This window comes from Rouxiella sp. WC2420 (assembly GCF_041200025.1).
Taxonomy (GTDB): domain Bacteria; phylum Pseudomonadota; class Gammaproteobacteria; order Enterobacterales; family Enterobacteriaceae; genus Rouxiella.
Genome location: NZ_CP165628.1, coordinates 2098550 through 2115495 on the forward strand (window position 1 = coordinate 2098550; position 16946 = coordinate 2115495).

18 protein-coding genes are annotated in these 16946 nt (G+C 53.3%); 13 read left to right on the forward strand and 5 right to left on the reverse strand.

From position 1 onward, the window contains the following. Positions 1 to 57 precede the first annotated feature (57 nt). Positions 58 to 1476, reverse strand: a complete 1419-nt coding sequence (locus tag AB3G37_RS09710) for a PLP-dependent aminotransferase family protein (RefSeq protein WP_369790506.1) — start codon at positions 1474 to 1476, stop codon at positions 58 to 60. A gap of 404 nt (positions 1477 to 1880) precedes the next feature. Between AB3G37_RS09710 and AB3G37_RS09715 the strand changes: the two genes are divergently transcribed. From AB3G37_RS09715 to AB3G37_RS09750, 8 genes are all read left to right on the forward strand, one after another. After that, positions 1881 to 2363: an MSMEG_0572/Sll0783 family nitrogen starvation response protein gene (locus AB3G37_RS09715; protein ID WP_009635007.1), complete on the forward strand. Its 483-nt coding sequence runs from the start codon at positions 1881 to 1883 to the stop codon at positions 2361 to 2363. A 13-nt stretch (positions 2364 to 2376) separates the two neighbouring features. Beyond that, the gene (locus tag AB3G37_RS09720) at positions 2377 to 3405 is read left to right on the forward strand and encodes a Nit6803 family nitrilase (RefSeq protein ID WP_369790507.1); all 1029 of its coding nucleotides are present in this window, start codon (positions 2377 to 2379) and stop codon (positions 3403 to 3405) included. Next, entirely contained in the window at positions 3365 to 4468 is a 1104-nt protein-coding gene (locus AB3G37_RS09725) for an MSMEG_0568 family radical SAM protein (RefSeq protein WP_369790508.1), read from the forward strand. Before AB3G37_RS09720 ends, AB3G37_RS09725 begins: the two co-directional genes overlap by 41 nt. A 13-nt stretch (positions 4469 to 4481) precedes the next feature. Then, a complete protein-coding gene (locus AB3G37_RS09730; RefSeq protein ID WP_369790509.1) occupies positions 4482 to 5084 on the forward strand; it encodes an MSMEG_0567/Sll0786 family nitrogen starvation N-acetyltransferase in 603 nt (200 codons plus the stop codon). Then, positions 5071 to 6057 (forward strand): sll0787 family AIR synthase-like protein, encoded by a 987-nt coding sequence (locus AB3G37_RS09735; RefSeq protein ID WP_369790510.1) that lies wholly within the window; start codon positions 5071 to 5073, stop codon positions 6055 to 6057. The genes AB3G37_RS09730 and AB3G37_RS09735 overlap by 14 nt, the downstream gene beginning before the upstream one ends. 30 nt (positions 6058 to 6087) lie before the next feature. After that, entirely contained in the window at positions 6088 to 6390 is a 303-nt protein-coding gene (locus AB3G37_RS09740) for an MSMEG_0570 family nitrogen starvation response protein (protein WP_369790511.1), read from the forward strand. Positions 6391 to 6454: 64 nt separating this feature from the next. Next, positions 6455 to 7783, forward strand: a complete 1329-nt coding sequence (locus tag AB3G37_RS09745; protein WP_369790512.1) for an MSMEG_0569 family flavin-dependent oxidoreductase — start codon at positions 6455 to 6457, stop codon at positions 7781 to 7783. Further along, positions 7770 to 9584 carry an AMP-binding protein gene (locus tag AB3G37_RS09750; protein ID WP_369790513.1) on the forward strand — a complete coding sequence of 605 codons (1815 nt, stop codon included), beginning with the start codon at positions 7770 to 7772 and terminating at the stop codon, positions 9582 to 9584. Before AB3G37_RS09745 ends, AB3G37_RS09750 begins: the two co-directional genes overlap by 14 nt. Here the strand turns inward: AB3G37_RS09750 and AB3G37_RS09755 are convergent. Then, complete coding sequence (locus AB3G37_RS09755; RefSeq protein WP_369790514.1) at positions 9581 to 10489, reverse strand: LysR family transcriptional regulator; 909 nt, start codon at positions 10487 to 10489, stop codon at positions 9581 to 9583. The genes AB3G37_RS09750 and AB3G37_RS09755 overlap by 4 nt on opposite strands. Positions 10490 to 10715: 226 nt before the next feature. On the opposite strand from AB3G37_RS09755, the gene AB3G37_RS09760 reads away from it, so the two are divergent. From AB3G37_RS09760 to AB3G37_RS09780, 5 genes are all read left to right on the forward strand, one after another. After that, positions 10716 to 11348, forward strand: a complete 633-nt coding sequence (locus AB3G37_RS09760; protein WP_009634998.1) for an HD domain-containing protein — start codon at positions 10716 to 10718, stop codon at positions 11346 to 11348. Between the two features lie 94 nt (positions 11349 to 11442). Continuing rightward, the gene (locus AB3G37_RS09765; RefSeq protein WP_369790515.1) at positions 11443 to 12156 is read left to right on the forward strand and encodes an amino acid ABC transporter permease; all 714 of its coding nucleotides are present in this window, start codon (positions 11443 to 11445) and stop codon (positions 12154 to 12156) included. After that, positions 12149 to 12796 (forward strand): amino acid ABC transporter permease, encoded by a 648-nt coding sequence (locus AB3G37_RS09770; RefSeq protein ID WP_369790516.1) that lies wholly within the window; start codon positions 12149 to 12151, stop codon positions 12794 to 12796. The genes AB3G37_RS09765 and AB3G37_RS09770 overlap by 8 nt, the downstream gene beginning before the upstream one ends. Positions 12797 to 12839: 43 nt before the next feature. Then, positions 12840 to 13631 carry a transporter substrate-binding domain-containing protein gene (locus AB3G37_RS09775; protein WP_369790517.1) on the forward strand — a complete coding sequence of 264 codons (792 nt, stop codon included), beginning with the start codon at positions 12840 to 12842 and terminating at the stop codon, positions 13629 to 13631. A gap of 35 nt (positions 13632 to 13666) precedes the next feature. After that, complete coding sequence (locus tag AB3G37_RS09780) at positions 13667 to 14407, forward strand: amino acid ABC transporter ATP-binding protein (RefSeq protein ID WP_369790518.1); 741 nt, start codon at positions 13667 to 13669, stop codon at positions 14405 to 14407. A gap of 45 nt (positions 14408 to 14452) precedes the next feature. On the opposite strand, the gene AB3G37_RS09785 is transcribed toward AB3G37_RS09780, so the two are convergent. The 3 genes from AB3G37_RS09785 to AB3G37_RS09795 are packed head-to-tail and all read right to left on the reverse strand — an operon-like array spanning position 14453 to position 16889. Then, positions 14453 to 15178 (reverse strand): glycosyltransferase family 2 protein, encoded by a 726-nt coding sequence (locus AB3G37_RS09785; RefSeq protein WP_369790519.1) that lies wholly within the window; start codon positions 15176 to 15178, stop codon positions 14453 to 14455. Beyond that, complete coding sequence (locus AB3G37_RS09790; RefSeq protein ID WP_369790520.1) at positions 15154 to 15726, reverse strand: DedA family protein; 573 nt, start codon at positions 15724 to 15726, stop codon at positions 15154 to 15156. Before AB3G37_RS09790 ends, AB3G37_RS09785 begins: the two co-directional genes overlap by 25 nt. A 17-nt stretch (positions 15727 to 15743) precedes the next feature. Further along, positions 15744 to 16889, reverse strand: coding sequence for a ceramide glucosyltransferase (locus AB3G37_RS09795; protein WP_009634991.1), 1146 nt, complete (start codon positions 16887 to 16889; stop codon positions 15744 to 15746). Between the last annotated feature and the right edge of the window lie 57 nt (positions 16890 to 16946).

Consider the following 16946-nt stretch of genomic DNA (forward strand, 5'->3'; position numbering starts at 1 on the left):
TTTTTCTAAAAGTCACCCTTTAAATCAATATATTGAAGCCGTTGAATTGTTTTCAATCTATAACGCTACGCTGGAAAAATGCGCCGGATATTCCAGCATATCGGCTACCACGATCAGGTTCTCCTCGCAGAGAATGCGGCTGTTGCTGCCGCCTAAACATAATCGCAGAGCATCGGGCGGATTGTTGTCGGTGCTAAAGGCGGCGCTGGATACCGCGCTAACACCCTGTTCGCGCAATTTCACTGCCACGTCAGACGGGTTCCAGCCGTACTGTCTGGGCAGGATCAGCCAAAGATGAAAACCGTCGGCATCGGCTCGATAGCTGAATTTATGCAAATGTTGGGCGGCCAGACGTTGGCGGACCTGTGCCTCGCTGCGAATCAACTGTAGTACCTTATCGGCGGTGCCGTCGCTTATCCATTGTGTCGCCAGCGCGTTGGTAATCGGACTGGACATCACCGTCAATGCCCGCAGCGCACCGGCCAATAGCTGAACCGAACGTTTACCCGGTCCTTTGATGTAGGCGATACGCAGGCCGGCACCAAAACATTTCGACAGCCCGGTGAGATACCAGGTCAGCTCGGGGATCAGTTCGGCGAAAGTGGGTATCGGGTGTTGAGAGGCAGTGAGCTGCGGCAGGGCGGCATAAGCATCATCTTCGATAATTGGAATGCTGTAACGCAAGGCAACATCGGCCAGTGACTCACGGCGGCGCAGCGGCATAGTCAGAGTCGTTGGATTATGAATGGTTGGGTTAAGATACAGCGCGCTGACGTTGCCCGCCTGGCATTGGTTTTCAAATGAGCGCGGCGTCGGACCATCATTGTCACAATCGAGCGCGTGTAGCGGCACACCCAGTTGAGTGGCAATCGCCTTAAGCCCGGGATAAACCAGATTGCCCACACAAATGCTGCCACCTTTGCGGCCTAATAAAGTCAGTAATCCTACCAGTGCGCTATGGATGCCCGGACACACCAACACTTCATCGGAATTCATCGGCGGCAGTCGTTTGCCAAGCCACTGCATTGCCGCGTCCTTATCGGCTGTGCCGCCGCCAAAATCCTGATAGCGCAGAAGCGGGAACGGATCGTTTTGAGTGAAAAGGCTTATTGCTCCCTGACGGAGCATCTCCGCGATATCGGGCATTTCCGGCTCGATAGGCGAATTCATGGTCATTTCGTAACTGCTGCCGCCATTTAAAGGGATTGCGGGAACTTTACCGCGAATAAAGCTGCCCATGCCGGGCCGCGAGTCAATCAGGCCGCGCTTCTTGGCCTCCGCGTAGCCTCGTGTAACGGTGGTGTAATTCAGTTCCAGCGCGACGGCTAAATCTCGCAGCGGTGGCAGACGGTCACGAGCCTGAAATTCGCCAGTATTGATGCCGTCGCCTATCAAATCGGCAATCATTAAATAGGCCGGTCGCTGCGGATGTTGACGCAGGGACTGCAACCAGCGCTCGTAAATACGTTGAACCATAAGCAGTTAACGGCCCGTGCCGCCCCTCCCGAATTGCATCAAAAATACACTATAACTACTGCTGATTGAAAAATGCAATCGCGAGCTAAGTTGATTGCATCAATGATTGCATATTGATTTTTGCTGTGTGCTTTTTTAGTACAAATAAGCATCGACTTGGTGCGTTTTAGCTCTTGCGTCCCTAACTTTTCGCGGACATTTCCTCTCTCGACAGCAAAAAGATAATTTTTTTGAGCAGAAAAGCAGCGCTTGATTTAGCAATGATTGCATCTGCGTTTTTTTGAGTGGCACAGGCTTTGCAATTTACTTTATGCACCCGCTGCCGATGCACGCTGCCTGGTGCATCACTGGCGTCAGCGGATTCTCACCCTGACCAAGACAACTTAAGAAAACTGGAGCCAACCATGCCTAAAGTCACACTGCCTGCCCACAAAACCGGTGATTTCCTGGTCGATTACGAAGAGAAAGTTTTTGAGGATGTGAAAGCGGAGCCGGGTCAAAAAGCGCTGGTCACTTTCCATACTGTGGCGTTCGAAGGATCGATTGGTTTCGTCAATATGTTGCAGGCCACACGATTGCAGAGAAAAGGATTCGAAACGTCGATTCTGCTTTACGGACCTGGCGTTACGCTGGGGGTGCAACGCGGTTTCCCCACGCTTGGCGACGAGGCTTTTCCGGGGCATCAAAACTACAACAAACAGCTTGCGAAATTTATGGCCGAAGGCGGCAAAGTCTATGCCTGTCGCTTTGCCTTACAGGCGCTGTACGGCCACGGCGAGCCCTCACTCATAGAGGGGATCCGCGCCATTAATCCTCTGGACGTACTGGATCTCAAGCTTATCCACACCCGTGAAAATGCGGTGATTATCGACACCTGGACCATGTAAGGGAGGGTGCGAAATGGCCTCACCACGTACTGTTCGTGCCGCAGCCGTGCAAATCGCGCCAGATCTCGACGAGGCCAGCAAAACGCTGGCCAAGGTTCTGGACGCCATTGACGAAGCGGCAAGTAAAGGCGCCGAGATTATCGTTTTCCCGGAAACTTTTGTGCCTTATTACCCGTACTTTTCGTTTATCACTCCGGCGATAACCGCAGGCGCTGCGCATTTGCGCTTATACGAGCAGGCGGTACAGGTTCCGGGACCGATTACTCATGCAGTAGCCGAGCGCGCCAGATTGCGTGACATCGTTGTTGTGCTCGGCGTTAACGAACGCGATTACGGCACGCTCTACAACACCCAGCTGGTGTTTGACGCCTCTGGGGAACTGGTGCTCAAACGTCGCAAGATTACGCCGACTTACCATGAACGGATGATTTGGGGGCAAGGCGACGCCAGCGGTTTACAGGTGGTGGAGACTCGAGTCGGGCGAGTCGGCGCACTGGCGTGCTGGGAGCATTACAACCCGCTGGCTCGCTATGCGCTGATGACCCAGCACGAAGAGATCCACTGTAGCCAGTTTCCCGGATCGCTGGTGGGGCCGATTTTCGCCGAGCAAATGGACGTCACCATTCGCCATCACGCGTTGGAATCGGGCTGCTTTGTCATCAACTCTACCGGTTGGTTGACCGACGACCAGATTGAACGGCTGACCCCCGATCCTGCCTTGCAAAAGGGCCTGCGCGGAGGTTGCAACACCGCTATCGTCTCGCCGGAAGGGCGTCATCTGGTGCCACCGCTCACTGAGGGCGAAGGGATTTTGATCGCCGATATGGATATGAATCTGATCACCAAACGCAAGCGGATGATGGACTCGGTCGGCCATTACGCGCGGCCGGAACTGCTGAGTTTGTTGATCAACAAGCAGCCTGCGGGCTATAGCCATAGTTTCAAAGACGGCGCGCAGACGGATTTCACTATCGCAGGCAATAAGCATTCAGGGGGTGAATATGACTATCCAGACTCTATCGAAACAGCGTCTGATCACTGAGCTGCAAAGCCAGGGAATCCGCGTGCTCAATCCTCAAACTGAGCACGTATCGCGCAAGGGCGGTGCCGGTCCTTCTGACCATCAGGCGATGATCATCGAGGGCAGCACGGTGATGGTGCCGGTGTACAGCAATTCGGCGCAATTCTCGCCGTTTAGCGTGCAACACACCTCCGACGGTGTAGCGCGCCTGATGCGCGACAGCATTCCGCTGCGTGATATCACCTTTGCCAGCAAGCCGCAATTTTATGACCTGCAAACCGCCGACGGCGTGCCTTATTCCCACATTGCGACGCTGCACAGCACCGATGTGCTGGCGACGACAGTGCTGCAAACCTGTATTCGCTACGAAAATCGACGCAAGGCCTGCAAGTTCTGTTCGATTGGCCAGTCGCTGGCCGCCGGGCGAACCGTGGCACACAAAACGCCGCAACAACTGGCCGAAGTTGCCAAAGCGGCGGTAGAGCTGGACGGTGTGAAACATATGGTGATGACCACCGGCACGCCCTCTGGCAGCGATCGCGGAGCGAAAGTGCTGTGCGAAAGCGCGCTGGCTATTAAAGCCGCGGTGGATATTCCGATTCAGGGCCAGTGCGAACCTCCCGCCGATCCGCTCTGGTATCAGCGAATGAAAGACGCCGGAATCGATGCACTTGGAATGCATCTTGAAGTCGTCACCGAAAGCGTGCGCGAGGTCATCATGCCGGGCAAGGCGCAGGTTAGCGTGGAGCAATATATGACCGCGTTTGTCGAGGCGGTGAAGGTCTTTGGCAAAGGCCAGGTCAGCACCTACATTCTGGCCGGACTGGGCGATACGCAACAGGCGATTTTGGATATTTGCCAGCGTCTGGTGGCGATCGGCGTTTACCCTTTTGTGGTGCCGTTTGTCCCGATTCGCGGCACGCCGCTGGAAGATCATCCCGCGCCCGATGCCAACTTTATGGAAGGTATTTTGCGACCGCTGGCGGGCATGCTGCGGGAAAATACTCTGCGTTCAACGGATATCAAGGCCGGATGCGGGCGCTGTGGTGCCTGCTCCTCATTGGCCACCTACGAGAGCGAATAGGCGGGAGAATACGATGATAAGCCAACCTCAGTATTCCGATTACACGGTGAAATGGGTCACGTTGCCGTGGGAGCGCGAGCAGGCCTACGCGCTGCGCCAAAAGGTTTTTTGCCAGGAACAGGGACTGTTTGTGGGCGATGATCTTGACGCCATCGACGAGCACGCTCAGTTGCTGGTAGTGATTGGCAGCTATGGCGGCTGGCACGAGCAAGTCGTTGGCACGGTGCGCATTCATCAGGACCAACCGGGTGAATGGTGTGGCTCGCGGCTGGCGGTAGACCCTGATTTTCGCCGTCAGGGTCAACTGGGCGCGACCCTGATCCGTTTGGCGGTGTCCAGCGCCTGCGCTTTGGGGTGTCAGCGTTTTTATGCCCACGTTCAGCAGCAAAATGAAGGACTGTTTCAGCGTTTGCACTGGCAAACTCTGCAACGTGAGGTGCTGCGCGAGCGCGCTCACGTATTTATGCGCGCCGAATTGAAACACTACCCCGCTTGCCACGATCCGAACAGTGGCTTCGTCGTGCGCGGACGTTTATCGCGCAGCCCGCAAGAGTTGGCTCCTGCCTGGCTTAGTGCTTTGAAACTCGAGAAGGAACCCGCCGATGCTTACGCTTGAATCTCCTGCCACCCTGTGTGAGTTACTGACCCGGATTCGCCACTACAGCGGTATTGCTCATAAACGTGACATTCAACTCGTGCCGCAGCAGCTCAAGGCCGCCAGTCCGTTTGATTACTATCCAAACGGTGACGATTGTGCAGTGCTGCCAAATGGCGAAGGCTACAGCCTGTTGGCGATAGAAGGTTTTATCAATCGTTTTGTCGAGGAGGACCCGTGGTTTGCTGGCTGGTGCGGCGTAATGGTCAATGTCAGCGATATTGCGGCGATGGGCGGTCGGCCGCAGGCGGTAGTCAACGCGCTGTGGAGCGCGGGAGAAGATAAAGCCGCGCAGGTATTGGCAGGAATGGCCGCCGCCTCAGCCGCGTTCGGCGTGCCGATTGTTGGCGGTCACACCAATCTGCGCAGCCAGCAAACTCAGCTTTCGGTAGCGATTTTAGGTCAGGCCAAAGCCTTGCTCAGCGGATTTGCTGCCCGTCCCGGACAGGCAGTCGTCGCGGCTATTGACCTGCGCGGAAGCTGGCGCGCGCCAAATCTTAACTGGAACGCAGCGACCACCGCCGATCCTGCAATGCTGCGCCGCTGTATTGACCTGTTGCCGCAAATCGCCGAGCGCGGGCTGGCCGTAGCGGCCAAGGATATCAGCCAGGCTGGACTGCTGGGGACGCTGACCATGCTGCTGGAAAGTTCGCAGGTCGGCGCGAAAATTACCCTTGAATCAATCCCTAAACCTCCAGATGAGAGTTGGCAGGATTGGCTTTGCGCCTTTCCAAGCTTCGGGTATCTGCTGACCACGCAAGCGACGAAAACGGCGGATCTTATCGAGCAGTTCAACCAGTGCGGCATTGCGGCGGCAGTTATCGGCGAAGTGACCGACAGTTTGCGGCTCGATGTGATGACAAATAATCAGTGTGAATGTTTCTGGGATCTCGCCGAGTCGGCATTAACCGGCTTCGCACCTTCAACGTCTTAACGATTTTCATCTGAACAGGAGAGACAAATCATGCCTGCGATGCATTTTCACGTGTGCTGGCCGGACGGTAGCACTGAAGCGTGCTATTCACCCTCGACGGTGATTGGCGAATATCTGACCGCCGGAGAAATCTACAGTCTGACGGAATTCACCCGTCGCTGTTCCTCGGCATTAAACGAAGCCAGTCAGCGAGTCGAGCAGAAATATGGTTTTGCCTGCTCCAGCGCCATGGACCAGTTGACGCGCATCAATGAAAAGTCGGCGCTGTATCAAGGTCGTCAGGACGCAAAGGTCAGCGTCACGGCCATCGCGCCGGTTGGCCCGTTACCGTAGTCGTTGGTGTGATTGCAGTTTTTACGGTTAAAAGCACTGTGCTAAATATTCAGGAATAATTGCCATGAAAGATAATCAAATCCCCACCGCCGCGAAGCAATCTCAGCACGTTCACACACTGATCATCGGTGGTGGCCAGGCGGGTTTGTCGATGAGTTATGTGCTGAAACAGCAGGGCGTCGAGCATCTGATCCTCGAACGCCATCGTCTGGGATGGGCGTGGCGTGAACAACGCTGGGACTCTTTTTGCCTGGTGACGCCGAACTGGCAGTGTCGATTGCCGGGGTTCCACTATGCCGGTAAAGATCCAGAAGGTTTTATGGTCAAGAGTCAGATAGTCGATTATCTCGAGAGCTATGCGGCCCATTTTTCGCCGCCAATCCGCGAGGGCGTTAATGTCACCGGCATTAGCCGCAGTAATCCGTCCAGTCAGAACGGGCGTTTTTGTGTGACCACCAGCGAGGGGGAGTTTACTGCCGAACAAGTGGTGGTCGCGGTCGGCAACTATCATCGTGAGCGATTCCCGGCGATTTCAAGCCAACTGCCTGCGCGCATCACCCAGCTGCATTCTGCGCAATATCGCAATGCCGAAAGTTTGCAGGAGGGAGAGGTGCTGGTCGTTGGATCGGCGCAGTCAGGGGCGCAAATTGCCGAAGACTTGCATCTGGCCGGACGTAAAGTTCATCTTTGTGTCGGCAATGCGCCTCGGGTGGCGCGTTTTTATCGCGGTCGCGACGTAGTGGCCTGGCTTGATGATATGGGGCATTACCAGCTGAATGTCGATAACCATCCTCTGGGAGAAGATGCGCGTCAAAAGACCAACCACTATGTTACCGGTCGCGATGGAGGCAGAGATATCGATCTGCGCGCCTTTGCGCGGCAGGGTATGCAGCTGCACGGACGCATGCAGTCTTATCAGGCAGAGGAAAACGGCGACGGCTGGCTGGTGATGGATGACAGGTTGACGAAATATCTGGATGCCGCCGACGCGACCTCGGAAAAAATTAAAGACAGTATTGATGCCTGGATTGCCGAGCAGGGTATTTCTGCTCCGATTGAGGCGCGATACGTGCCGGTCTGGCAGCCGTCGGAAAGTGACAATCGACTGGATCTGTCAAAGATTTCTGCCATTGTCTGGGCCGTGGGTTTTCATACCGATTTTAGCTGGATTGATGTGCCAGCTTTTAATCATCGCGGCTATCCGATTCATCGACGCGGTGTTTGTGACATTGCCGGGCTGTATTTCCTCGGCTTACCGTGGCTATGGACCTGGGGTTCCGGGCGTTTTGAAGGCGTCGGGCAAGACGCGATTTATCTCGGCGAACAAATGTTGGCAGCCGGATTTTTCGGGCAAGTCGCAGCGATGGGAGGGATGGAAAATGCGTTTCGCTGACCGGCAAACTGTGGCACAGGCCAGCCACAAGGTGCAATTTTCATCAGCCAAAGATCATAACCAGTTGGCTGACAACGAGTTTTGGCGACAGCAGGCGAGCCTAATTGATTGGCAACAGTTGCCGCAGTCAACAGTGTCTCAGGTGCAAGACTCGCCCCGTCAGCGTTGGTTTGAAGACGGAACGACCAATCTGTGCCATAACGCGGTGGATCGCCATTTGGCTCAACGTGGTGCTCATACAGCAATCATTCAACTTGATGCTCGAGGTCAGGAGCGGCGGCTAAGCTATGCTGAACTGCATGTCGAAATCTCGGCCATGAGCGAAACGTTGCGCCAGCTCGGCGTGACAACCGGCGATCGGGTGTTGATTTATCTGCCGATGATCGCAGAAGCGCATATTGCCATGCTGGCCTGCGCGCGAATCGGTGCTATCCATGTGGTGGTGTTCGCCGGTTTACCCGCACCGGCTCTGGCAGAGCGGCTCCGCGGCAGTTCCCCGAAACTCGTCATCAGCGCGTCAGCCGGTTTAGAACACGGAAAATTCGTTTCTTATCGACCCGTATTGCGGGCGGCATTGGGGCTGAATCAGCAACCTATAACCCCGATATTGATGGTCGATCGTGATATTGACGTTGGATACCATCCGCCGCTGGCGGATGAAACTGACTATGCTGCCGCTCGTAAACGGTTGCTCGGCAAGCTTTCAGTTTGCGTGTGGATCTCAGCTGCCGCGACCTCGCACTTGCTTTATACCTCGGGTACCAGCGGAGAGCCGAAAGGTATTCTGCGTGATACCGGCGGTTATGCAGTCGCGCTGCTGACTACCCTACGTGACATTTATGGCATCACCGGCAGCGATGAAATCATCTTTACGACTGCCGACGTCGGCTGGGTGGTCGGCCACAGCTATGGCGTGTATGCCCCGCTGCTGGCAGGGATGACGACGTTAATTGTTGAGGGAGGGCCGTTGCACGGCGGCAGCGATTATTGGTGGCAGCTGGTGGCGCGCTATGGCGTGACTCGCATGCTGACTTCCCCTGGCGCCATGCGGCTGTTGCGCCAGTTTGGCAAACAGGGCATTAGCGCGGATAGCGCAAGTCTGCGCGGCATCTATCTGGCGGGGGAGGCTAATGATCCACTGACTGCCGATTGGCTGAGTGAAACGTTGCGCATTCCTGTCGCTGAACATTACTGGCAAACAGAAACCGGCTGGCCGATTTTAGCCGGTAGCCACAATCTGTTGCGAAGTGTGCTGGGGCGGCAGGTGTTGGTTGTGCAAAGACATAGCGGCGAGGTTTGCGCACTCGGAGAACCGGGCGTGATTGTCGTGCAAGACAGTCTTGCGCCGGGTGGAATGCAGAGCCTTTGGCAAAATGATGCCGGGCATGACCAGCTCTATTGGCAGCACCAACAGGGGCAATGGCGCTACCTGACTCTGGACTGGGGCGTTACTGATTTACAAGGGCGGGTAAGCGTGTTGGGGCGCGCCGATGACGTGATTAACGTCGGAGGTCAGCGGCTTTCGACCTGCGAAATTGAAAATATTGTGCTGCTTGATAGCCGGGTTTTAGAAACCGCCGTGGTGCCGGTAGCACATCCACTTTTGGGCCAGTTGCCGCTGCTTTATGTGGTGATTGCTACTCGTGGCGATAAAAATGCCGACAAACATCTGAAACGGCAGCTCTGCAATCAGATTGTTGCTGCACTGGGACGCAGCGCCAGACCGCGGCGAGTGATAATTCTCGACTCCTTGCCGAGAACCCGTTCGGGAAAAGTGGTGCGACGGGCATTAGCCGCCTAAGCCTGATAAACATAATCGCTTTCTAAAGCTACGTCGTGGATAAGCGCGGCCATCAGTTTGACCGAACGATTAATAATGCCCTTGTTGTGGGCAATAAAGACGTCCTGCGGCGGTAGCGAAAAAGAGTCGGAAGACAACATTTCAAGCAATCCGCCCGCCAATTCTTGCTGAGCAATGCGCTCAGGCAAAAGGCTAATCCCCAGCCCTTCTTTTACCAGAGTCAGAATCAATGCCAGACTGCTGCATTCATTGACGTGAAGGTTCAATGCTGGGTCTTTGCCTAAACTGCCGAGGATCAGATAGTGCAGATTCGACGGTGCCGGAGTCGAGAAAATACGCAGTTGGCTAAACCGCTCTGCCGAAAGCCGCTGCTGGCCTAATCCCAGTGCCGGGCTGGCAACCCAGCTGATACTTTGCTTGCCCAAAGAAGTCAGTTCGACACCGGGCAGTTGCGGAGGGGTCGATAGAATTGCTAAATCAATGCTGCCATTTGACAGTTTGGCCGCCAGCGCGTGGCTGTTATCGGTAGTGATTGATACACGCAGGTTGGGATGCAGTTTATCGATACGTTTCAATAAGGTGGGCAAGCAAATAATGGCAAAACTGTCGATGATGCCCAGCCGGATAGGTTGAGTCTGATGGCGGCGTACCGACACATTGGCCTCGATATCGCTGGCTATCGACATCATGCGCTCAACGTATGCACAAAGCGCGTGCCCGTCGCTGGTCAGTTCAACGCCGCGCCCTTGGCGATCAAACAGTGAAATCCCCAGTGAAGCTTCCAACTCCTTGATGCGATAGGAGATGGTCGGCTGGCTGACATTAAGCAGCTCCGCAGCAGCGCGAAAGCTGGAGAGTTGCGCTGCCCAAAAGAAAGATTCAATCGCGGAAAAATTCGAAATCATCGCCTGATCCCTATCGGGGAAAGATAAACGTAAGTACTCATTATTACTCTTTAGTTTGCGGGATTAATCCTCTTGGTTCAATGTGATTAAAAAATTAAATGAGTGCTATTAATATTCCGTCTGGACCTGTAATCCTTTACTCGTTAATTATGACTCATCGCCAAAAGCATTCGGCTTATCTATAAGCAAAACCTTTCTTTCCATAAGAAAATAATATGAGGTGGTAATGAGTAAATTAATTTCACGGGAACATATTTTAGAAGATCTGCCGGAAATAGCGTGGATTAAGTCTGATGAATTAAGGGAAAAAACAATTGATGCGTGGGAGTGGGCGTTAAGCCGTTCGAGCTTCAATCGGGTTATTGATATCCCAGGGGAAGGCAGTCCAAACGTATTTACCATGCACACCCGAATGCAGGATGCACATTTGCGTGGCGTAACGCGACTGGCACTGAAATTTGCTGAAGAGTTTGAAACTACTTTTCCACAAGTGCGAATCGATCACGACATTTTGATTGCCGGTGGCCTGATCCACGACATTGGCAAAACCTGGGAGTTTGACCCGGTGAATCAGCAGCGCTGGCGTGAGCAGGGCGATCGCTACGGGGAGCCGTCTTACCGCCATTCTACCTACGGCGTTCATGTATTGTTGAGTGTCGGTATGCCGGAAGAGATCGCACATATTTCAATTGGCCACGCATTAGAGGGCAAATTTATTGGCCTAAGTACCGAGTGCTGGATTATCCAGCAGGCAGACCATGCTTACTGGCACGTCGCGGCGGCACTGGGATTATGTAAAGAGGACACGGTGGCGTTTGCTGGGCCAAGCCTGCGGATGCGCAAAACCGTTAACTCCTGACGGGAAATTTTAGTGGCTGCTTTCAGTTTCCGAGAGCAGCTCTGGTGGCTAATTTGCAGGGGGAAATATGACCTATCACCTTCAGTTTGGCGTTTTGCTGCAATACCTGCCGACGCTGCTTGACGGTTTGTGGATAACACTCTGGCTGGCGGTGTTGGGAATATTTTTAGGCTTTGCCCTAGGAGTCTTAGGCGCTGTGGCTTCAGTTTCTTCCATTAAAACTTACCGCATTGTTTGCCGTGTGTACGTTGAGTTTTTCCGCAATACGCCAATGCTCATTCAGCTCCTGGTGCTGTTTTTCGGCTTACCGGCGCTGGGGATTCGGTTGTCGCCTCTGATAGCGGCGTCGCTGGCGCTTATTTTGAATAACACAGCCTACATTATGGAAATTGTACGCGGCGGTATTTTATCAACAGATAAAGGACAATACGAGGCTGCCGAATCATTAGGGCTAACGCGCGGGCAGGCATTACGTTTTGTTGTATTACCTCCGGCAATAGAAAAGGTTTTCTCACCGATCGTAAGTCAGTCCGTATTATTAATGTTATCAACCAGTATTGTTTCTACCATTGGCGTCCCGGAATTAACCGGCGCGGCGATGCAAATTAGTTCTGATACTTTCCGCGCGCTGGAACTTTATTTATCGCTGGCGATTATTTATGTGCTGCTAAATTACATTTTTCGCGCTGCTCTAACAATACTGTGGCAGGCGTTATTTAAAAAAACTGGCCAGAAGAGATTATTTCAACGCGTTGCCAAGCCGATAGTGATTACTAAATTAGATGTCAGGAGCGGTAATAATGCGTAGTTTTGGACTTCCTGAATTGCTTTATGTCGTCGAAGCGCTGCGCTGGACTCTGGCTCTTTCAGCAATTGGCTTTATCGGTGGTGGATTGGTAGGGGCGTTAATTGCCGTTTTGCGTTTTGCAGATAATAGGCTGATCAACGGAGTTATCATTATTTATACCCAATTTTTCCAGGGTATTCCGCTGTTGCTGTTGATGCTGCTTTGCTATTACGGCATCAGTCTGATTGGCATCCAGCTTTCTCCGTTACAGGCCGCCGCAACGGCATTAACGATTAACGCCAGCGCATTTCTCGGCGTGATTTGGGAGAGCGCACTGCGGTCGATTCCCAGGACCCAGTGGGAAAGCGGTGAGTCTTTGGCCCTGCGTCCGTGGCAAACTCTGCGTTATATCATTGCGCCACAGGCGATACGTCTGGCATTGCCATCCACGGTGGGATTTTTGGTACAGCTAGTGAAAGAAAGCTCGCTGGCATCGGTGATTGGTTTTGTTGAAATCACCCGAGCTGGGCAGCTGGTTACCAATATTACCTTTGCGCCGCTTGAGGTCTTCGGTGTAGTCGCGGTTTTGTATTTTATTATTTGCAGCCTGCTTTCCTGGTTAAGCCGACGTCTAGAGCTTTCTCTGCGCCAAGCGATGTAATTCAATTTCATTTTTACTCTTTTAATTAATGGGACATTCAGCCATGACTCGTCGTTTGTATTTACTTTGCGCCACGCTGTTTATTGTCTGCATAGGTCTGATTAATACCGCCAGAGCCGAAACCCCGGATGATATTATTTCCCGTGGCGAAGTGCGTATCGGTGTCGATCTCAGTACTGCGCCTTTTGGCTCGCTGGATGAGAAAATGCAGCCTGCCGGATTAGATGTTGATATGGCCAACCTGCTGGCAAAAGATCTTGGCGTAAAGCTGGTGCTGGTGCCGATTACCGGGCAGAACCGTATTCCTTCACTCTTGACCGATAAAGTCGACTTTATTGTCGCCAGTTTTGGAATTTATACCGAAAGGGCGCGCACGATTGCCTTTTCGAATCCTTACGGCGGACATCAGTCTGTCATCGTAGCCGGTCCAACGCATATTATTCATACTCTCGACGATCTCAAAGGGCTGAAAGTTGGCGTAACGCGTGGAACCGCGCATGAAAAGGTGCTTGCCGCCGCGCATATTCCCGGCATGCAACTGATTCGTTTTGAAGATGACAGCACCACTCTGAATGCGCTGGCAACCGGACAGGTTGACGCAATTGGCACGGTTAACTATTTGGCTGCGGAACTGAATCTGCGCTATCCCGATAAGCATTTCGAAAACAAGCTGACGTACCTGAAAAGTTTTTACGGCGTAGGACTGCGCTACGGGCAACCGGATCTGCTGCACTGGATTAATACCGTGATTTTTGTTCACGATCAGGCCGGTGATTTGGCGCGCATCTATGAAAAATGGATGAAAACGCCGTTGCCATCATTGCCGACCTTTTAATTAGCCTGTTGAACAGCAATCCGTTGAGGTAAGTAATGGAAATGATTTCGGTGCAAGATATTCATAAAAGTTTTGGCAGTCTCGCCGTGCTAAAGGGCGTGTCGTTAAAGGTTGAGCAGGGCGAAGTGGTGGCGCTAATTGGTCGCAGCGGTTCGGGCAAGAGCACTTTACTGCGCTGTCTGAACGGTCTTGAGAAGGCCGACAGCGGCTATATTGCGGTAGCGGGTCACGAGCTGGGAGAAGATAAACTTCGGCTGCGCGCCATGCGACAGGATGTTGGCATGGTGTTTCAAAGCTATAACCTTTTCCCGCACCTAACGGTGGAGGAAAATATCATGCTGGCACCCATGCGGGTGAAAAAAGTCAGCCGTAGCGAGGCCAGAGCCACGGCGCAGGAGATGCTGCAGATGGTTGGGCTGGCGGACAAGGCCGAAAGTTATGCCAGTCAGCTATCTGGCGGCCAGCAGCAGCGGGTTGCAATCGCGCGGTCGCTGGCAATGAAACCCAAGGTCATGCTGTTTGATGAGGTGACCTCGGCGCTGGACCCCGAGCTTACTGCCGAGGTGCTTGCTGTAATGGCCATGCTGGCAAAAGGTGGGATGACTATGGTGCTGGTGACTCATGAAATGGCATTTGCTCGCCAGATTGCAGACAGGATTATCTTTATGCACAATGGGAAAATTGGCGAACAGGGACGAGCCGAGACCTTCTTCGAGCAGGCATCATCGGCAGAGCTTAAAGCTTTTATCGGCTCGGATATTGAAATGCAGAACTGAAAATCAAGAAACGGATCGGCTCAGTCAAGAGACCGATCCTGGTTATTATGATGCAGAGGCATCGTTTGGCTGGGGCAGAGGCGGGGATTGGCGTTTCATCGCCATAATTTGTTGCAGTATCTGCCTTGGACTGATGGTGCGCAAAATATCCCGCGTCATGGCGCAGTCAGCTTTAATGCCGCGCAGCCAGCCCATTTTTTGTGCTTTATACGGGCTAATAACGTCGGGCCAATGGACCACTGCGATGCGGTAATTTTCTGCAATCCACAGTCGGTTGAGCCAAACCTCCAGACCAAAGTTTGCCAACGCGCGAATCTCGGCCAGTCGTGAAGCCACCAGACTACGAGGAAACACGCGTTCGCCGGAAATATAGTCCAGACCAATCAGGTGCCAAAGCCGCGGGCTGTTACGCCGCAGGCTCAGGCTGACATCCACCTGCTGTGAAAGAACTGACTGCAGCAAGGCGTTGATATCGTTGGCCGTCAATCCTACCAAGTCAGCATCCAGCAGCAGCAAATGGCTGCCCGAGGCGGCCGCAATACCGCTTGCAACCGCACCACTTTTGCCGAGGTTCTGTGGCAAAGGGATAAGCTTGACGCCATCACGCTGTGCCTGTGCGGCGGTATCGTCAGAAGAGCAATCATCAACGACAATAATTTCGCCAATCAGTGGATGCCCAACGACGGCGTCCAAAACTTTACCGATGCGCCGAGCCTCATTGTGAGCCGGAATAATGCAGCTCACGCTTATCCTTTCTGCGTTTTTATCCATACGACGCCTCCTGCGATCAACAGCAGCAACATACCCACTGAAAGATAGGCAATCCAGTGATCGACCTGCCCAATCACGTGTCCAAATGACCAACCAATGGCGACAAAAAACAGGCTTTTAGGCACCTGCGCCACGGCATTATAGAAAATAAAATGACTAAAGCGCATACGCGCCATTCCAGAGGCCACGAGCACTACAGCGCCCGCTGAATGGGTGAGTTTTCCTATTACCAACAAACGGCCGCCGTGCTTATCAAAGCTGGCCACCACGGTGGCCAGTCTCGCCTTGTTCAGACCCAGGAAACTCAACCATTTAGGCGGTTCACCGTTGGACTGTATCGCCCAGCGACCCAGACAATAATATCCGGCATCGCCGATCAGGTCGGCAAGAATAACGATGATACACACCGCCGGTAAGCTAAAGTAGCCCAACCTGGCAGCATAGGCAGCAATCACAGTAACAATTGGCCCCTCGATAACTGCCAAGGGGGCAAGTAACAGTAAACCATATTCTCTTACTAACTCTTCAATCGACTGCAGATCGAACATGCCGAAATTTATCCTTATTACTTCCCGTGTTGCTCGTTGACTGTGGCAGATGTCTCGTTTTTCAGCATCGTTCCACGCCAGACAAAACTGCGTCCGGCCCAGCACCAAATCCATAACGCCGGCAGCATGATATCGCGAATTACCATGGCGAGCACGTCGCGCCACTTATGTGGCCAGCCTAAAGTGCGAGCGAAAATCCATTCGGCAGCATACCAAAGTACGGTCAGGGCAGGGGGGAAGTACCAGGAAACGTTACCGCTGGCCGACAAATAAATAGCCGCAATCAGTGCCGGCAACAGCCCTTGCGTGATTTCAGGCAGAAACAGCCAGAAGACGCCCGAACGCCTGATACGTGCCCAGCGCAGCTGTCGTCCCCAAACTGCGGACAAACTCCGCTTGCCAATCGGATGTGCAAACGGCTGAGGAGCCAATCGTACTTTCAAACCTGCGCGGCGAACCACCTTGGTTGCTGCCAAATCCTCTGCGATCTCACGCCCTAGCGCAGGCATGCCACCGCCGTTATTGAGCACATCGCAGCGCCAAAACATGGTTTTACCCTGGGCAAATCCAGCACCGGCCCAGTCAGAAAGGAACTGCCAGCGGGCTTGATAGGTGTTAAGCGTGGCGGCTTCGAGTGCCCCCCAGATATTCTTGGGACGCACGCCGATAGCCGGAGAACTGACCATTCCGGCCTCTTCGTCATAAGAGGAAAGCAGCATTTGCAGGTAATTGGCAGGCAACAGCAGATTGCTATCAGCCATCACTGCCCATTTTGCGGAGGTTTGGAACCAAGCCTTGTTTAGATTATTTAACTTAGGATTGGCGGAAATTTTATCGTCACCGATCAATAGTCTCGCTCGCTGCCGGGGATACTCAGCCATCAGCTGTTCTACCAACCCGACAACCGGGTCAGATTGCGAGGCGACACAAAACAGTATTTCATAATCTGGGTAATCGAGCAGGAAACTAGACCGCAAGGTTTCCTCTTCGTAGGTATCTTTGCCGCAAAGAGGTCTCATGACTGCAATAAAAGGCAGCGTTTCCGGCAGGGCATCCTGATTCATTTTACGGGTGATCCGCCATAAAGAGACGGCGAGAGACGCAAACTGCATGAAAACGAGAACGCTGCATATAATCGCAGCCACCAAAGCGGTTATTATCATAAGGGCACTCCTCTGCTTTGCACTAAATAGGCGACATAACCCAACATGGTTCCTCCG